Consider the following 16,794-nt stretch of genomic DNA (forward strand, 5'->3'; position numbering starts at 1 on the left):
TCCCTTCATGGCGGACGGTTCCGTTGCTGTCACCAGACTCGGGGCCCGCGCTTGGAGGGTTCTAAAAGGATTCTTGGAGCCGGGGCCGGAAGCGCACTCGGGTGCCGTGGCGGGGGGCCAGCATGATGGAGCGCCGCACGATGCGCTCGGGCGCCTCGTCAACGGCCGTGAACTGCCCCTCCCGCAACAACACGTGCAGCACGGTCACCAACTCCCGCATGGAGAAAGCGGCGCCCAGACAGCGTTTGGTGCCCCCGCCGAACGGAACCCAGGCATAGGTTTGCGGCCGCGTGCCCAGAAACCGCTCGGGACGAAACTGGTTCGGCTGCTCATACACGTCGGGGTTGCGGTTGATTGCGATCATGTGGACGACGATTCGGGTGCCGGGGTCGATGAGGTAGCCCCCGAGCCGGAACGGGCGCGCGGCAACGCGGGCCGTGAAAGGGGCTGGCGGCCGGACCCGCAGCGTCTCGTTGATCACCGCGGTGGTGAAGGTTTCCGTGCCGCCCTCGGCCTCCTCCTGGACGCGCCGCAGCGCATCGGGATGGTGTAGCAGCAGGTCGAAAACCCATGCCAGCGTCGTCGCGGTGGTTTCGTGGCCCGCCAGCATCAACGTGATGAGGTCGTCACGTATCTCTTGGTCAGACAGTTGCTCACCGTCATCGCCCCGGGCGCTGATCAGCAGCCCCAGGATGTCGCGCTGTTCGGTGCGGCCAAGGTCACTGCGCCGCTGCGCGATCAGCGGCATGACGACGTCCTCGATCTCCCGGTAGGCGCGCGCCCGCTGTGGCCATACCCGCAACGCTCCCGCTCGGCGCAGCGCATAGCGGACGGTCAGTTGCTCGGAAACCCCAAGGTCCAGGAGGCGTTCGAAAGGCCGGCCCAGCCGCCGCACCTCGTCGGGATCGTCGACACCGAAGATGACCTTGACGATCACATCCAACATCAGCGCCCGGGCCGCCCCAAGCAGCTCAAAGGGACGATCGACGGGCCAATCGCGCATCGCCGCGCGGGTGGACTCCTCGATGATCGGCATGTAACGGACCAGCGCCGTGCCGTGCAGTGGCGGCGTCAGGAGCTTGCGCCGCCGCAGGTGTTCGGGCTCTTCCTGGACGAACATCGAACCCGCCCCGTAGATCGCCGCCGCGGGTCCCACTCCCTCACCGCCCAGGAGCACGTCGGGCGGCGCGGTGAAGACTTCTTTGACCAGTGCCGGGTCCGAGACGATCGCCACGTCTCCCAGGCTCAGGATGGGCATCGTCATGATCGGCCCGTAGCGCCGGATCAATCGCAGCATTCGCCGCTCGCCACCAACCAGGTATGCGACCGCGTAGGCGGCGGCGAACACCGTACGCAAGCGGCGCGGGGCAGGTAGGCCGGGCGGTCGGCGCAGAGCCGGCGGTGTGCGCGCCGAGGGAGCGGATGCAGGCACCCTAACGACCCAACACGGCGCCTACCGCGGGGTCAAGAATCACACACAGTCGGCGCAGACCGGGAGCTGACCGATCGAACTGCGCAACCGGCTGCGATGCTGCACCAAATAGCAGCATGAGCAGATGAACTCGTCGCTGCGTTGCGGAATCACCGCGACCGACAGTTCCTCGCCGGACAGATCCGCACCCGGGGGTTCGAAGACGGGCGCCGCATTGGGGTCGTCGTCGACGGCATCGATGGTCGCGGTCGACGACCTCGGCAAAGTGGGTGCCAGCTCGCGCAGACCGGACGGATCGGCGGCGTCGGAATCGGGTATGCGGCGGGCATCGTAATCGCTGGCGGCCGGCATCGGCGGTCCTTCCTGCAGAGTGACCGGGCTACACACCGGATGTGATTACCCGTGGCACATGCAGTACCCCGATCGGCCGCGGGCCACACCTAGGCGCGTACGCGCGCCGGAGTGCGGCGGCTGCGCGACGCCGCAGCCAGCCCGAGCCAGGGGGCCACAATCGCAACGCCGAGCGTTGTGGACGCGATCCCCACCTGCCCGATTCCCAACGCGATCAGGCCGATCACCAGGCCGATCACCCAAACACCTGCCGCAACCAAGCCCGACACGCTCGTGGCGGTCTCGCCGGGGGCCGGCTCCAGCCGGTCATCAACCCGCACAACGCTATTCCCGGTGCAAATCATGCTCACTCCCAGCAGGGACGATCAAACGCGGACCATGGGCAGCGCACATCGACGGGCAGCTTATATATCCTATGGACACTATTGCCGCATAGTCCAATCTGAGACTGGTCTATACGCCGGCTGTGATGTCGCTGAACTGCAACAGGTTAACCATGCCCGTTGCGGGCGGCGCGCAGCAGTTCCCCGACCGTGTCCGCGGCCTCGTTGAGCAGCACGTTTCGCCCGTCGGGGTCGCCGACGACACGCTCGGCCAACAGCCGCAGCTTGGTGTTGGATTTCTGCGACCACTTGGCCAGCACCTGGAAAGCGGACTCGGCATCCAGCCGGTACTCATGCATCAGCATCCCGATGGCCTGATTGATGACCGCCCTTCGGGCGTTGACCACGGTGACCGCTTGGGTCAACCGCTTTTGCATGTCGACCTCATATTGTTCGGTGATGTCGACATAGAACCCGGCAGTGCCGGCCAGCGACCCGTGACCGTCATAGAGCGGATTCGCCAGCACCACGACGATGTGTACGACGCCACCCGTATCGATACTGCAAAACCGATTGCTGCATGGCTTTCCATAACGACACACCTGGTCTACCAGTTCAGCGACGACCGCTTTGTCATCGGGATGTTTGTGCGCAACCAGCAGATCGGCGGTCGGCCTGACCCGACCCGGCTCATAGCCGTGCATCCGAGCCAGCTCATCTGACCATTCCCAGCGATCATCACGAGCGATGTAGCGGAAGCGCCCCACCCTTGACCAGCGATTCCACCGTAACGACGTACCCGCGCGCACCGGCTCAATCCATTCCGGAGCGCGCCATCAGCGGCCCACATCGCTGGACTGCTGCGCCCTCCGCATTTTTCATTCCGGCCCCGCCGGCGTCTGCGCCCCAGATGGTCGCTCCCCCTTCTCCATTCGGCCAGCCAAGCCCCAAACTGGCCGTTCCCCGGATCTTGCCCTTGCTTCTTCTATTCCCCCTGAGACCGGTAGCTCAACCGGAAATTACCCACCAAGGCGACAACTCACACGCAAGGAAACGATCAGTAGTCGGGAAGCTGCACGTCGCGGGTGCGCAGCAGCAGCGGGACCAGCACCCAGAAGAGCGCAAAAAGTACCAGCGCGCACGACCCGGCGATGATGGCCGCGGTACGTCCTGACACCGCATCGAAGATGAGGGCGGTAACCCCGGTCAACGCCAGCCCCAGCAGGACCAACCCGGCATAGGCGCAGCGATGTGCCGCCGAAACCAGCACCACAAGACGGTGTCGCCGGAACAGTAACCGGTGCATGCCCACCGGGGCGACCAACAAGATCGTCGCGCCCACCGAGAACGCCACCGTCGCCAAATACACCGTGTGTAGCCCCAGAACCTCGAAGCGCTGCTGGAACGGCAGCATCAGCAGGAACCCGGTCAGCAGCTGAACCCCGGTCTGCACCACCCGCAGCTCCTGCAGCAGGCTGGTCCAGTTGCGGTCGAGCCGTTCCAGTTCGGTTTCCCGCCGCCGACGGTAATCCCAGCGTTGATCTCGTTCCGGATGATCGACATCCATGTTCGTGATCATCGCACCTGAGGGAACCCTCGGTGCCCGAAAACGCGAGTAGCCGAAGCGAAAAGCAGGCGCTAGCGGTTGAGCTTGCCGTCCCGCACGCCGGTCAATGCGTCATCGAGGGCGGGGTAGAGCGGGAAAGTCTTGTCCAGACCGGTCAGGTGAATCGGCCGCCTGGTCGCGGGCCCCTGCGCGACCACGCCGAACTCGGCCGCAGTGCCGAGCTTCTCGTAGGTCGCGGCCAGGATCTTCAGCCCCACCGAGCCGAGGAACTCCATCCCGGAAAGGTCGATGACCAGCGCCGTCGGGTTATCGGCAACGACAGCGCCGATGGCTTCTTCGAGGGCCGGAGCAGTAACCAAATCAATTTCGCCGCCGATACTGAGCACGGTGACTCCATCGTGATCGGTGACCACGGCGGTGATCGAATCGGGAGCTGACAATGGCGGTCCTTTGTCCGAGCCTTCGGTGTGCTGCAAGCCTAACCTGCCTCACGAACTGCGAGAAGCAGAAGACCTCAACGCGTTCCACAGCGGCCTCCAGGCTAGTCTCGCCATATGATCAGCGCCCTGCGGAGCGCGGCGCGGCACTTGGGAGGCCAAATGTCAGATTCGCCGTCCGTCTTCAGCAGCAGCATCAGTACCAGCTCTGGGCCGATCGGCGTGTCTAGCGAAGGTTTGCTGCCGCAGCTGGTCGAGCATCTGCGGCAAAATCGAACCGCGTTGCGCGAGAAGTGGGCCCGCAGCATCACCGAGGCGCGGCTGCTCACGGCGATGACGCCCGACGAGATCTTTTCCGAAGCGACCGCGGTGTACGACAACTACGTCGAGGTGCTCGAGACCGGAAGCGTCGAGGCGTTGCAGGCCTACGCACGTGATCTCTCCGAACGCATCATTCCCAGGGGCGTGGAAACCGATGAGGTCGTCGGCATCGTCCTGTTGCTGCGCGACGTGCTGGCCCGCTCGCTGTTCGAGAAGTATCAGACGGACTTCGAGGTGCTCAGCCGAGTTCTGGACGCTTACGAACCGGCGGCCAACCGCATCGCCAACACCGTCGCGGTGAGCTTCGTGCAGGAGCGTGAGCGCATCATCCGGCAGCAGCAGGAGGCGATCCGGGAGCTGTCCACGCCCGTGCTGCAGGTGCGCGAGCAACTGCTGATTCTGCCGATCATCGGAGTGCTGGACAGTCAGCGCGCCCGACAGGTCACCGAGCAACTGCTGCGGGCCATCCGGGCCAACCGCGCCAAGGTCGTGGTCATCGACGTGACCGGGGTGCCCGCCATCGACTCGACGGTGGCCAACCACCTGGTCCAAACCGTCGACGCATCCGGATTGATGGGCGCGAACGTGATCATCACCGGCTTGTCCTCCGAGATCGCACTGACGCTGGTGACCATCGGACTCGACCTTTCGAAGATGAATGCCGTGGGCGATTTACAAGGGGAATAGAGGAAGCCGAGCGGCTGCTGGGCTACGCAGTCACTCGCACCGGCGACTAGTCCGCACAGGTCGAGCCATCGAGGGTTTGTCATGCCAGTACCGATCTTGAAACAGGGTCCGATTCTGATCGCGACGGTTCAGTCCGCACTGACCGACAGCGACACCGAACGCCTCCGGCATGACCTCATGGAGCGGGTCAGCCGCTTTCGCGCCCAGGGCATTGTGGTCGACGTGACCGCCATCGACGTGATGGATTCGTTCGCGGCGCGTTCGTTGCAGACCATCGCCCACATGACCCGATTGCGTGGTGCTACCACCGTGATCGTGGGCCTGCAGCCAGAAGTCGCGTTTTCAATGGTCCAATTGGGCCTGACCTTCGACGACATGAAAACCGTCCTGGACCTCGAAGAGGGCGTGGCGCTGCTGAACAAGCAACTGGGACTACGGAAGTCGACGATCGGGCCCGACGGTGGCGGATGAGAGCGTGGTCGGGATCAACCATCCCGACGACATCGTCACCGCCCGAAAAGCCGGTCATCAACTCGCCCTCGACCTCGGATTCTCGCTGACCGACGTCACCATGATCGCCACCGCGATCTCCGAAATCGCGCGCAATATCACCAGCTATGCCGGTCGCGGCGCGGTTCGGGTGGCCGTGCAGGACCGGGAGGGCCGCAAGGCCCTGGTGGTGCGCGCCGAAGACGACGGTCCCGGCATCGCTGACATCGAGCGCGCGATAGAGGACGGCTACTCGACCGGGCGCGGGCTGGGCATGGGCTTGCCGGGAGCGCGGCGCCTGATGGACCGGTTGATCGTGGAGTCTGTGGTAGGCCGCGGAACGATCGTCGAGATGTGGAAATGGGTTCCGCCTCGTGCGTGATAGTGGCCGATTCGGGCCAATCGAGTGGGCGACGGCCGGTCGCCCGCGGCCCGGTGAGCACGCTCTCGGCGACCAGCCGATCGCCGTCGAGACCGAGGACGACTCCGCACTCTTCGGGGTGATGGACGGGCTGGGGCACGGCCCGGCCGCCGAAAGCGCCGCGTTGCGGGCCGTCGAGGTGGTCAAGAATGCGCGCGGCGAACGTCTCGAGGTGTTGATCCAGCTCTGTCATCGGGTCCTGACCGGCAGCAGGGGGGTCGCGATGACCCTGGCCAGGATTGATCTGCCCACCGGCAAACTGGTGTGGACGGGGGTGGGAAATGTCAGCGCCAACCTGGTTGCCAAGGCGGTAAGCGGCGTGCAGGTCCGATCCAGCGTGCGACTGACCCCCGGCATTGTCGGCTACCGGATCCCGGAGATCACCCCGGCCAAAATGGTTCCCATGCGCGCGGGCGATCTACTGGTCATAGCCAGCGACGGCGTCGCCGAGGACTACCTGGATCACATCGATTTTGCGGCGTCCGCCCCGGTGATCGCCGAACAGATTCTGGTCAAGCACGCCAAAGAAAACGACGACGCCCTTGTCCTCGCCGCACGCCACCGGGGCGTATCGACATGACCGAGACCGGAGACTTCGGCGCCGTCGATGCGTTCCAGACCCAGTACGCCGACGCGCTGCGCGCGTATCTGGACACCCGCGACGAGAACAGTCTGGCCGTCGGGCATGAGTTCGGCCGCCGGGCCCTGCAGGAACAGGTCAGCATTCTCGACATCATCGAGAACCACTTCCGGCTGCTCGACGAAATCTCGCCGAACCCTGGGTCCGACCGGTCGGTCGCGCTGGAGTTCTTGCTGCAGACATTGGCCGCGCTGGACGTTGCGACGCGCGGATTTCTGGACGGCACCAAACGCTACGAGGAGCAGCGGGCCCGCGCCGAGGATCTCGCGCACCGCGACAAGTTCCGCAGCGCCCTGGTGAACTCGTTACAGGAAGGGTTCTTCGTCGCCGACCATGAGGGCGCCGTGATCGACATGAACAACGCCTTCGCCGAGATCCTGGGCTATCCGCCGGAAGGCTTGCCCTACCGGTGGCCACACCCGTGGCTGGTGGACCGCAAATCCGCGGCACAACAGCAAGAGCGGGTTCGACATGAGGGCAGCGCCGACTACGAAACACCGATTCGCCATCAAGATGGCCATCTGTCCTGGGTTGCGGTGAGTATCAACGCGGTTCACGGATCCGGCTCGGACCGGGACGTCTACGTCGGCACCGTTCGCGACATCACGGCCGAACGCGCCTTCGCCGCCCGAGAAAGCGCGGTGCTGCGATTGGCAACATCGGTGAGCGTAGCCAAGAGCGTTTCCGAGGTGCTCTCGATCACCCTGGACGAGTGCCGTACCGCGGTCGACGTGCAACGTGTGGTCGCGGTGATGTGGCCACCAAGTGACGGCGAACCTACCGTGCAGGTCGCCGGGGAACCGGCGGAATCGTCCTGGCGTGCCCTGGATCCGCAGCTGCGCGAGACGTTCCTGGGCGCCCGTGCCCAACTCCCGCTGACCGCCAGACCGATCGAGTGGCCAAACTCCCCGGGCAGGGCACAGGGGCTGGTCGCGGTGCTCTCCGGCACCGCGGACGTCGCTTTGTGGCTGGAACTTGGGGCACCGCGCTGGGTGACCGCCGAGGATCGGCTGCTGGTCACGGTCCTCGTCGGTCACCTCAGCCTGGCGATCGGGCACGTCCGGCAGTTCGAGAGCGCCCGGGAAACATCGTTGACCTTGCAACGGGCCATGCTGCCGCCGGTGAAACCACCGCCCGGTTTTGCGGTGCGCTATGAGCCCGCGGTGCCGCCGCTCGAGATCGGCGGTGACTGGTACGACGTATTGCCGATCGGTGAGCACCGCATCGGCATTGTCGTCGGCGACTGCGTGGGGCGCGGGTTGCCGGCCGCCGCGATCATGGGCCAGCTGCGCAGTTCGGCGCGCGCACTCTTGCTCACCGGTGCACAACCGGCGCTGTTGCTCGAACAACTCGACGCGGCGGCATCGCTGATTCCCGATGCCTATTGCACGACGGTGTTCCTGGCCATCCTGGACACCGAATCGGGCATCCTCGACTACAGCAATGCCGGCCATATGCCCGCGGTGCTCGCCGAGCCGAAGTCCGGGCCCGTCCTGCTGACCGATGCCCGGTCCGTGCCGCTGGCGGTGCGCCGGGTGGAGCCCAGACCCGAAGCGACTCAGGTGTTGCCGCCAGGGTCGACGCTGCTGCTGTTTACCGACGGCTTGGTCGAGCGAAGGTACGAGTCGATTGACGAGGGGCTGGGCCGGGTGGCCGATGTGGTGGCCGACTCCGTGATGCTGCCGATCGATGCCGTCGCCGACGCGGTGCTGAGTCAGCTGGCCCCCACCGGGGGTTACGACGACGATGTCGCGATGGTGGCCTATCGGTACCAGCACGGGCCGCTGCGGATTGAAACCAGTGCTACCCCAGACCAATTGGTCATTGTTCGGCGCCAGTTGCTGTCGTGGCTGCAGGCCGCCGAAGTTCCCGACGAGCAGGCGAGTGACATTGTGCTGGTGGTCAGCGAGGCGTGCACCAACTGCATCGAGCACGCCTATCGCGGGCAGAGCGTGGGGACGATGCTACTCGACGTTGAAGCCGCCGACGGGGCAATTCACGCCCGGGTCGTCGACTCCGGTTCCTGGAAGAAGCCCGCGGCCGACCCGGGCAACGGCGGTCGAGGCATGACGCTGATCAGGGCCATCAGCGATGAAGTGGAAATCGACAACAGTCCGGGCGGCACCGCCATCGACATGACATTTCGGTTGCCCGCGGAGGACTGACGCACCGCAGCCGGGGGTCTCAGAATGGCGGTGGATGGGACTGGGGCTCGGGCTGCGGCGGCGTCGGCGGCGCGGCGGATCTGGCTTGCCCGCCCGGCTGGGTGCTGCGGGCGTGGTGGTTCTGACGACGTTCGGTGGCGACGCGGCGGGCGCGGTCTTGTGCCCGGGTGCGCTGACGTCGAGGCATCATCGCGCTGCGCTGGTCGCAGTAGTCCGATGGTGGGTCGACCTCGGCTGCCGGCAGTCCGCCGGTGGAACGGCACAGGCTGGGGAATAGCAGGGCGCTACCCGGGGTGGTGACGTAGGTGTGTCCGGCCGGCGAGGTGAGGATCAGGGTTCCGTCGGGCAGTTGCTGGTCATGCCAGCCCCAAAAGGTCTTGACCAGATGGTGGGTGCGGCAGTAGCACTTCAGGTTCGAGGCGTGAGTGGGCCCGCCCTGCGCGTACGGGATCGTGTGGTCCAGATCGCAGTTCAGCGCGGGCTGGTCGCAGCCGGGCCAACGGCAGGTCAGATCCCGGCACCGCACGAAGTCCGCCAACGCCTTCGAGGGCACATATCCCGGTTCCGGCGGGATATCGCCGGGGTGACGCAGCGGCACCAGCTTGGCCGACTTCGCCAGCTCGGCAACCAATTCCGGAGTGACAAGTCCGTCAGCCCCCACCTCCCAGGCCGGAGCCCCGCCGTCGCCGTCGAGTGTGGCCCGTTCGGCGATCACATGGATCACCACCGACTGGGCAGCGGGCCGGGCACCGGCCGCACAGTCCGGGAGCCCGCAGCGACATCCCAACCGGTCTCCACCGGCGGCCAGCACCCCGAGCGCATCCGCGCGCCGCTGTTCCCGGCTGCGGGGATCCTGCGCGCACACCGTGGCCGCCAGCGCCGACAGCCGCCGGTCCAAGGCGTGCGCGTCGATGGTGAACATGCTGCCGTCGATGCGAGAGATTCCATCCGCGTCCTGCCCTATCCAGATCTCCCGGTCGGCGTGGCGTTCCTTACGGCGGCGCACCGCATCGGCATCGGCGCGGGCCACGATGGCGTCGACCTGTCCGGACAGACGGGCCTTCGTCATCGATGGCCACCGCCCCACGTTGAGGGCCACCAGCTCATCCACGGCGGCCATCACCTGCGCGTCAACGATCAGATCGGTGCGGAACACGATGGTCTGAAACGCCCGCAGGTCGATCTGACCCGCCGCGAATACCGCGCCGGTCTTGGGCAGCCGCTCACCCAGGGCCCGGGCATAGCGCAGCCGGCTGGCCGCCAAACCCTGACTGATCCGCAGCCCCGCGGCCACCTCCGCCGCCACCGCCTCCATGGTGTCGACCGCCCAGTCCTCGGTCTCCGAACACCGCGACAGCCGGTAGGCAAACAATTGCCCGATCTCGATCAGCTGCGCGGCCGCGGCGCGGTTCTCGGCCCGCGCGGCCGCACCGATCCGCTGCACCCAACCCACCGACTCTGCCGTCGGGGTGCGCAACTGGCGCCGCTCGGCGAGCGCATCACAGGGGTGGTCGGTGCGCGTGGCCGCCCCCATCGATTCGAACATACATTCGATACTAGCGGCGGTGTCCGACACTCGCGCACCCAATTTCAGTGGCATGCCCCGGCCGCGAATTGCTTGACGATCGCCGCGCAGAACACCGGTAGATCCGACGGTGAGCGGCTGGTCATCAGATTGCCGTCAACCACGACCTCTTCGTCGACCACGTTGGCACCCGCATTGCGCAGGTCGGTGCGAATACTCGGATATGAGGTGATCGTTCGCCCTCGGACCACACCGGCCTCCACCAGCATCACGGGGCCGTGACAGATTGCCGCAACAGGCTTTCCGGATTCCACAAAGTCGCGGACGAAATCGACCGCAGCTTTGTCCATCCGAAGCTTGTCCGGGTTCACCGTTCCGCCCGGTAGCACCAAACCGTCGAATTCGGCGACCGACGCGGCCCGCACCGGACGGTCAACCGCGAATCTGCCCGCCGGTTCGAGATCGTGGTCACGGGCCTGGATGTCACCTTCTTGCAGCGACAGCACCTCGACCCGCACGCCTTCTTGCAGCAGGGCGGCGCGCGGTTGCTCGAGTTCGACTTTCTCGACTCCGTCGGCGGCCAGCATGGCAATACTCTTGCCGTTCAATTCGTCGGACATATGTGAATACTCCTTCATAGGTTTCATAGGTCATGGCCTTGCCCTGGTTGTCAGCCCGAGGCCGCCCGTAATGCGTGCAGCAACGGTTGGCGAGAAGTGGCCGCTGCAGACCAAGACGTCAAGACCGCACTGTTTCGGCCGAAACCACATACCGGGTTACCCAGGTCGGCACCGGGCAAACTAGCGTCAGGCGCGCAAACTCAGCGCACCACAATGGTGTGGTCGGCGCGGGCGACCAGCTCCCCGATGACGGGTGCACCGGGGATCTCCCCCGCGATCAGGAGCCCACCGGAGGTCTGCGCGTCGGCGAGCAGCAACGCCTCGGACTCATCGACCGCGGACAGGTCGACGTGTGGGCCCACCCACTCGAGATTGCGGCGTGTGCCGCCGCTGACGTATCCGGCGGCCAGCGCCTGGCGCGCCCCGTCCAGGTAGGGCACCGCGGTCGAGTCGATCACTGCGGTGACCCCGCTCGCCCGCGCCAGCTTGTGCAGATGCCCGAGCAACCCGAAACCCGTAATGTCGGTTGCACATTCGATGCCGGCGGCCACCGCGGCGGCGGCCGCGTCGGCGTTGAGGGTGGTCATCGCGTCAATGGCTTGCGCAAAGCGCTCCCCGGTGGCCTTGTGCCGACTGTTCAGCACCCCGATTCCGAGTGGTTTGGTCAGCGAAAGCGGAGTTCCTGGCCTACCGGAGTCGTTGCGCAACAGACGATTCGGGTCTGCGATCCCGGTCACGGCAAGCCCGTACTTGAGTTCCGGGTCATCGACACTGTGCCCACCGGCGAGATGACAACCCGCGCTGGCGCAGACGTCGCGGCCACCGCGCAGTGTCTCGGTCGCCAACTCGAAGGGCAGCACATCGCGCGGCCATCCCAACAGGTTCACCGCTACCACCGGCCGTCCGCCCATCGCGTACACGTCCGAAAGCGCGTTGGTGGCGGCGATTCGGCCCCAGTCGTAGGGATCGTCGACGACCGGGGTGAAGAAGTCGGTGGTGGCGATCAGCGCGGTGCCCTCGGCAATCAGCACCGCGGCCGCGTCGTCACCGCTTTCCAGCCCGACCAATAGCTCGCCGACCGGATCACGTGGCGCGGCCGCGCCCAGGCCCCGAACCACCTCCTCCAGCTCGCCAGGCGGAATCTTGCAGGCGCACCCGCCGCCATGGGCGTACTGAGTCAGTCGGTAAGTCCCTTGGTCTGTCACCATTCCCATAATCGTCGCCCATAATTGTCGCTATGGCCCAGGGAGGCGTCTCCGGTCTGGTGACCGGCGCGGTCTTCAAAACCGTCGAGCGACAGCTGCTGCCGTTGGCGGGTTCGATTCCCGTCCGCCTCCGCCACCGCGCCGATCGCCATGGGTGACGGCAGCGACCGGCGCCGCGCGGTGCCGCGCACCGACGTGCTGCTCGCCCATCCCAAGCTGGCCGAGGCCCAGCGCACGCTCGGGCGCACCCTGGTGAAATCGGTGATTCTGCAGGCCCAGCAGCGCGCCCGCGCCGGCGAGATCGAGCCGGACCAAGTCGCCGAGCACGCGATCGACGCGCTTCCCGGCACGGCATCGATTTTGCGGCCGGTCATCAACGCCACCGGCGTCGTGGTCCACACGAACCTCGGGCGAGCGCCGCTATCGCGGGCCGCACTGGACGCGGTGGTGACCGCCGGCCGGGCCACCGACGTCGAGTTCGATCTGGCCACCGGCCGGCGTGCCCGCCGCGGCCGCAGCGCGCTGGCCGCTTTGGCCCGCGCGGTGCCCAGCGCGGCGGGCGTGCACGTGGTGAACAACAACGCCGCCGCCCTGCTGCTGACCGCCCTCACGCTGGCGGCCCCGGGTAAGGAAATCGTGCTCAGCCGCGGCGAGCTGGTCGAAATCGGTGACGGCTTCCGCATCCCGGAACTGCTGGCGTCCACGGGTTCGCGGCTGCGTGAGGTCGGCACCACCAACCGCACCAGCCTGCGCGACTATGCCGAGGCGATCGGCCCGAACACCGGCTTTGTACTCAAGGTTCATCCGTCCAACTTCCACGTCACCGGGTTCACCTCGGCGGTCGGCGTCGGCGAACTCGCGCAGCTGGACGCCCCGCTGGTGGTCGACATCGGGTCAGGGCTGTTGGCGCCACATCCACTGCTGCCCGACGAGCCGGATGCGACAACGATGCTGCGCGACGGTGCCAACCTGGTCACCGCCAGCGGTGACAAATTGCTCGGCGGCCCACAGGCCGGCCTGCTGTTCGGCGATGCCGACCTGATCGAACGGCTACGCCGCCATCCGGCGGCGCGGGCCCTGCGAGTGGACAAACTCACGCTCGCGGCCCTGGAAGCCACCGTGGTGGGCCCGCCGACGCCGGTCGCCCAAGCGCTGGGCGCCGACCTGACCGATCTGCGCGCGCGGGCCCAGCGGATCATCGCGCAGCTGCCCCAGAGCGTGGGGGCGACGGCGGTGGACTGCATCGCGGCCATCGGCGGAGGTGGGGCCCCCGGTGTCGAGTTGCCCAGCGCCGGGCTGAGCCTGCCCGAGTCCTATGCGGCGACATTGCGCACCGGTAGCCCGCCGGTCGTCGGCCGCCTCGAGGCCGGCCGGTGCCTGCTGGATCTGCGTACCGTGGCTCCCGAGGAGGACGAGCTGCTGTTGGCAGCGGTGCGGGCGTGTTTGTCATAGCCACCGCCGGGCACATCGACCACGGTAAGTCGACGTTGGTGCACCGGCTCACCGGCATGTGGCCGGACCGGCTGGCCGAGGAACAGCGCCGTGGGCTGACCATCGATCTGGGTTTTGCCTGGACCGAGCTGGATGGGCGCCAGCTGGCATTCGTCGACGTACCGGGCCATGAACGATTCGTCACCAACATGCTCGCCGGCTCGGGGGCGATGCCGCCGGATAGCCCGGTCTTGTTCGTGGTGGCCGCCACCGAGGGCTGGATGCCGCAGTCCGAGGAGCATCTGGCCGCCCTCGATGCGCTGCGGGTTCGGCACGCGCTGCTGGTCATCAGCAAGGCCGATCTGGCCGACCCCGGTCCGGCCATTCGAGCGGCATCCGAACGGTTCGCCACCACATCGATGGCTGACCCATTTGTCGCGCTGGGCACCGAGTTGGACCAGGTGCGCACCAAACTGCTCGCGCTCACCGATCGGCTCCCCGAACCCGACCGCGACGCCGATGTACGGCTGTGGGTCGATCGCGCCTTCACGGTCCGCGGTGCGGGCACGGTGGTCACCGGGACGCTGAGCGCCGGCACCATCCGGGTGGGCGACGAACTCGAACACGCCGGACAGCGCGTCACCGTCCGCGGCCTGCAATCGCTGGGCCGCGATCACACCGAGGTCGCGGCGGTGGCCCGGGTCGCGCTGAACCTGCGAGGCGTCGATCGCCGGCACATCGCTCGCGGCGATACCGTGCGCACTCCGGGGGCCTGGCTGGACACCACCGAGATCGACGTGTCCCTGCGGTCCGCGGTCAAGCTGCACCGTGAGCTGGTGGCGCACCTCGGCTCGGCGGCGGTGCCGGTGTACGTGCGCGCGCTGGGAGCCGAAGCGGCACGGTTGCGGCTGAGCCGGCCGCTGCCGTTGCGGGTCGGCGACATCGGACTGCTGCGCGACCCCGGGCAACATCGGATCGCGGCCGGAATCGAGGTCCTCGACGTCGCCCCGCCCAGCCTGCGCCGGCGCGGTGCGGCGCGCGAGCGGGCCCAGGAACTGGCGGGCGGGCGGATCCGGCCGCCACAGTGTGCGCGGGCCGCGGTGCTGCGCGCGATGGGGCTGCCGCTCGCCGGATTGCGGGTGGGCGATTGGCTGGTCGATCCGCAGTGGTGGGCCGCCAGACGCGAACACGCCGCGGCAACGGTCACCCACTGGGCCGCCGACCACGATGTCGCGGCGGGGATGCCATTGGAAACGCTGCGCCAGCAAGTGGGACTCCCTGCCGCCGAGCTGGTTCCCCCGCTGCTGGTGGGAACCGGGCTGGACGTGGCCGACGGGCTGGTGCGACCGCCCGGCACGGGCCTGCCAGCGCGGGTCGACGCGGCGGTGCGCACCCTCGAAGGACGGCTGGCCGCCGAACCGTTTCGCGCCCCGGAAGCCGACGAATTGGGTGAGCTGGGGCTCGGAGCGCGTGAGCTGGCCGCGGCGGTACGCGCCGGCCGGCTGACCCGGGTCGCCGACGCGGTCATGCTCGGTCCGGACGCGTTCGAGCGGGCGGCCGAGATCCTCGCGACACTGCCCCAGCCGTTCACGGTGAGCCAGGCGCGTCGGGTCCTGGGAACCACCCGCCGAGTCGCGGTGCCGTTGCTGGAACAGCTCGACGCGCTTCGGATCACTCGCCGCGGTGAAGCCGGCACGCGCACGTTGCCGACCACGCCAGGCTGATCGGGACCGCCGGTGGCGGCCGGGCCGGTGGGGCCGGCGTAACAGCGCGGCCACCGCTATCGCGGTGGCAACGATGGTCAGGGCGGCGCCGGTCAGGGAGACGTGCAGGCCGGTGCAGAACGCCGAGACGGCCCCGGCGGTGGGGAGATGATTGCGATACGTCGCGGTCAGCAGGCTGCCCAGCACGGCAATACCCAGCGCGCCGCCGAGCTCACGAGCCAAGTCGTTGACGGCCGAGCCGACGTTTTGCAGACGCGAGGGCAGCGCGCCGGTGATCGCGGTCGTGGCCGGAGGCATCGCCAGCCCCAGCCCGGCCCCCAGCGGGATCAATCCGCTGGCGATGTGCCAGTAGGGGTCGGCGCTGTCCAGGTGCGCCAGCACCATCAGCCCCTCCGCCACAATGAGCAGGCCGGCGACCCAGGGAAGCCGGATGCCGAATCTTTCCGTCAGGTAGGGGCTGAGCCGGGAACTGGGAATCATCCCGATCGGCATGGTCAACAGGCCCAGTGCGGCGGTCAGCGCGCTGTAGTGACGAACCGATTGCAGGTACTGCATGATCACGAACAGAAAGCCGAACAGCGCGAAGAACTGCAGGGTGATCGAGAGCGAGCCGGCCGCAAAGCGTCTGTTGGTGAACAGCCGCGGGTCGAGCAACGGGTAGCGGCGCCCCATCTCGATGACGACGAAACCGGCCAGGATGAGCAGGCCCAGCGCGATACCGCCGACCGTGACCGGATCGGTCCAGCCGTACGCCGGAGCCTCGATCACCGCGTAGACCAGCACCGCGATGCCCGCGGCCGCCAGCACCGCGCCAACCACGTCAAGCGGGAGCGGATCGCGCTCGGCCGACTCCGGCACAAAGAGCAGCGTGCCGGTCAGCGCCACCGCGGCCAGCACCACGTTCAGCCAAAAAATCGACTGCCAGGACCACCACTGCAACAACAGCCCCGAGGCGAGCAAGCCCACCACCCCGCTGGCACCGGCGACGGCGGTCCAGATGCTGACCGCAGCGGCGCGTCGCTGCGCCGGAAAGCTGCTGGTGATGGTCGACAGCGTGGCGGGCATGATCAGCGCGGCGCCGACTCCCAGCAAGGCACGCAGCCCGGCCAGCGCGGTGGGGTTGGTGGTCAGGGTGGCCACCCCGGATCCGGCGCCGAACACAACCAGGCCGACCAGCAGCGCCAACCGTCTGCCGTAGCGGTCCCCCACCGCGCCGGCGGGCAGCAGCAAGGATGCGAACACCAGGCTGTAGGCGTCCACAATCCAAGCCTGCTGGGTCTGGTCGGCATGGGTCTGCCGGGCGATATCGGGCAGCGCCACATTCAGCGAGGCCATCGCCGCGACCACCGTTCCCAAGGCCAGGCAGGTGACGGTCAAGACCAGACCCTGATGCCTGGGCCTGCGAACCAGCGGGGTCTGCGGCGGGGTTGGCAACGTGGTGAGCATCCGCCCACCG

At 67.4% G+C, this 16,794-nt stretch carries 15 protein-coding genes, 1 tRNA gene and 3 pseudogenes; 8 read left to right on the forward strand and 11 right to left on the reverse strand.

The window, feature by feature from the left end:
• Positions 1–61 precede the first annotated feature (61 nt).
• The 7 genes and pseudogenes from CKW46_RS00820 to CKW46_RS00850 all read right to left on the reverse strand — a co-directional run bounded on the left by CKW46_RS00820 (position 62) and on the right by CKW46_RS00850 (position 4,113).
• Complete coding sequence (locus CKW46_RS00820) at positions 62–1,432, reverse strand: cytochrome P450 (protein ID WP_482052663.1); 1,371 nt, start codon at positions 1,430–1,432, stop codon at positions 62–64.
• A 39-nt stretch (positions 1,433–1,471) separates the two neighbouring features.
• Entirely contained in the window at positions 1,472–1,783 is a 312-nt protein-coding gene (locus CKW46_RS00825; RefSeq protein ID WP_012396691.1) for a DUF4193 domain-containing protein, read from the reverse strand.
• A gap of 89 nt (positions 1,784–1,872) precedes the next feature.
• Positions 1,873–2,022 (reverse strand): hypothetical protein, encoded by a 150-nt coding sequence (locus tag CKW46_RS00830; protein WP_231991688.1) that lies wholly within the window; start codon positions 2,020–2,022, stop codon positions 1,873–1,875.
• A 251-nt stretch (positions 2,023–2,273) separates the two neighbouring features.
• Positions 2,274–2,636, reverse strand: a complete 363-nt coding sequence (locus tag CKW46_RS00835; protein WP_499019353.1) for an ANTAR domain-containing protein — start codon at positions 2,634–2,636, stop codon at positions 2,274–2,276.
• 3 nt (positions 2,637–2,639) lie between these two features.
• A pseudogene (locus CKW46_RS00840) lies at positions 2,640–2,810 on the reverse strand (PAS and ANTAR domain-containing protein); the annotation flags it as partial.
• 353 nt (positions 2,811–3,163) lie between these two features.
• On the reverse strand, positions 3,164–3,673 hold the full coding sequence (locus CKW46_RS00845; RefSeq protein ID WP_012396694.1) for a DUF6328 family protein: 510 nt from the start codon (positions 3,671–3,673) through the stop codon (positions 3,164–3,166).
• A 71-nt stretch (positions 3,674–3,744) separates the two neighbouring features.
• Positions 3,745–4,113, reverse strand: coding sequence for an STAS domain-containing protein (locus CKW46_RS00850; protein WP_117437306.1), 369 nt, complete (start codon positions 4,111–4,113; stop codon positions 3,745–3,747).
• 159 nt (positions 4,114–4,272) lie between these two features.
• Between CKW46_RS00850 and CKW46_RS00855 the strand changes: the two are divergent.
• The 5 genes and pseudogenes from CKW46_RS00855 to CKW46_RS00875 all read left to right on the forward strand — a co-directional run bounded on the left by CKW46_RS00855 (position 4,273) and on the right by CKW46_RS00875 (position 8,833).
• Positions 4,273–5,168, forward strand: a pseudogene (locus tag CKW46_RS00855) (STAS domain-containing protein).
• Positions 5,169–5,199: 31 nt separating this feature from the next.
• The gene (locus CKW46_RS00860) at positions 5,200–5,589 is read left to right on the forward strand and encodes an STAS domain-containing protein (RefSeq protein WP_117437282.1); all 390 of its coding nucleotides are present in this window, start codon (positions 5,200–5,202) and stop codon (positions 5,587–5,589) included.
• Positions 5,579–5,989: an anti-sigma regulatory factor gene (locus CKW46_RS00865; protein WP_117437283.1), complete on the forward strand. Its 411-nt coding sequence runs from the start codon at positions 5,579–5,581 to the stop codon at positions 5,987–5,989. Before CKW46_RS00860 ends, CKW46_RS00865 begins: the two co-directional genes overlap by 11 nt.
• Positions 5,982–6,608, forward strand: a complete 627-nt coding sequence (locus CKW46_RS00870) for a SpoIIE family protein phosphatase (protein ID WP_012396699.1) — start codon at positions 5,982–5,984, stop codon at positions 6,606–6,608. Before CKW46_RS00865 ends, CKW46_RS00870 begins: the two co-directional genes overlap by 8 nt.
• Positions 6,605–8,833: a SpoIIE family protein phosphatase gene (locus CKW46_RS00875; protein ID WP_482052664.1), complete on the forward strand. Its 2,229-nt coding sequence runs from the start codon at positions 6,605–6,607 to the stop codon at positions 8,831–8,833. Before CKW46_RS00870 ends, CKW46_RS00875 begins: the two co-directional genes overlap by 4 nt.
• Positions 8,834–8,852: 19 nt before the next feature.
• On the opposite strand, the gene CKW46_RS00880 is transcribed toward CKW46_RS00875, so the two are convergent.
• The 3 genes from CKW46_RS00880 to selD form a co-directional block, all read right to left on the reverse strand.
• A complete protein-coding gene (locus CKW46_RS00880) occupies positions 8,853–10,379 on the reverse strand; it encodes an HNH endonuclease signature motif containing protein (RefSeq protein ID WP_482052665.1) in 1,527 nt (508 codons plus the stop codon).
• Positions 10,380–10,423: 44 nt separating this feature from the next.
• Positions 10,424–10,978 (reverse strand): type 1 glutamine amidotransferase domain-containing protein, encoded by a 555-nt coding sequence (locus CKW46_RS00885; RefSeq protein WP_015357514.1) that lies wholly within the window; start codon positions 10,976–10,978, stop codon positions 10,424–10,426.
• A 200-nt stretch (positions 10,979–11,178) separates the two neighbouring features.
• Positions 11,179–12,192 (reverse strand): selenide, water dikinase SelD, encoded by a 1,014-nt coding sequence (gene selD / locus CKW46_RS00890; RefSeq protein ID WP_482052666.1) that lies wholly within the window; start codon positions 12,190–12,192, stop codon positions 11,179–11,181.
• Positions 12,193–12,224: 32 nt separating this feature from the next.
• Here selD and CKW46_RS00895 point away from each other — a divergent pair.
• The 3 genes from CKW46_RS00895 (at position 12,225) to CKW46_RS00905 (ending at position 15,338) form a co-directional block, all read left to right on the forward strand.
• Positions 12,225–12,319 (forward strand) — tRNA-Sec (locus tag CKW46_RS00895).
• A gap of 14 nt (positions 12,320–12,333) precedes the next feature.
• Complete coding sequence (gene selA, locus CKW46_RS00900; protein WP_482052667.1) at positions 12,334–13,635, forward strand: L-seryl-tRNA(Sec) selenium transferase; 1,302 nt, start codon at positions 12,334–12,336, stop codon at positions 13,633–13,635.
• A complete protein-coding gene (locus CKW46_RS00905) occupies positions 13,623–15,338 on the forward strand; it encodes a selenocysteine-specific translation elongation factor (protein ID WP_482053495.1) in 1,716 nt (571 codons plus the stop codon). Before selA ends, CKW46_RS00905 begins: the two co-directional genes overlap by 13 nt.
• A 252-nt stretch (positions 15,339–15,590) precedes the next feature.
• Here CKW46_RS00905 and CKW46_RS00910 read toward each other — a convergent pair.
• A pseudogene (locus CKW46_RS00910) lies at positions 15,591–16,784 on the reverse strand (MFS transporter); the annotation flags it as partial.
• Positions 16,785–16,794 lie beyond the last annotated feature (10 nt).

The sequence above is a fragment of the Mycobacterium liflandii genome, from assembly GCF_022354805.1.
Classification (GTDB): Bacteria; Actinomycetota; Actinomycetes; order Mycobacteriales; family Mycobacteriaceae; genus Mycobacterium; species Mycobacterium marinum.

Bases quoted from the DNA above. Each gene is read 5' to 3' on its own strand.
- CKW46_RS00845 (WP_012396694.1), bottom strand. From the start codon at position 3,673: ATGGATGTCGATCATCCGGAACGAGATCAACGCTGGGATTACCGTCGG.
- CKW46_RS00880 (WP_482052665.1), bottom strand. From the start codon at position 10,379: ATGTTCGAATCGATGGGGGCGGCCACGCGCACCGACCACCCCTGTGAT.
- CKW46_RS00860 (WP_117437282.1), top strand. From the start codon at position 5,200: ATGCCAGTACCGATCTTGAAACAGGGTCCGATTCTGATCGCGACGGTT.
- selA (WP_482052667.1), top strand. From the start codon at position 12,334: ATGGGTGACGGCAGCGACCGGCGCCGCGCGGTGCCGCGCACCGACGTG.
- selD (WP_482052666.1), bottom strand. From the start codon at position 12,192: ATGGGAATGGTGACAGACCAAGGGACTTACCGACTGACTCAGTACGCC.
- CKW46_RS00885 (WP_015357514.1), bottom strand. From the start codon at position 10,978: ATGTCCGACGAATTGAACGGCAAGAGTATTGCCATGCTGGCCGCCGAC.
- CKW46_RS00875 (WP_482052664.1), top strand. From the start codon at position 6,605: ATGACCGAGACCGGAGACTTCGGCGCCGTCGATGCGTTCCAGACCCAG.
- CKW46_RS00825 (WP_012396691.1), bottom strand. From the start codon at position 1,783: ATGCCGGCCGCCAGCGATTACGATGCCCGCCGCATACCCGATTCCGAC.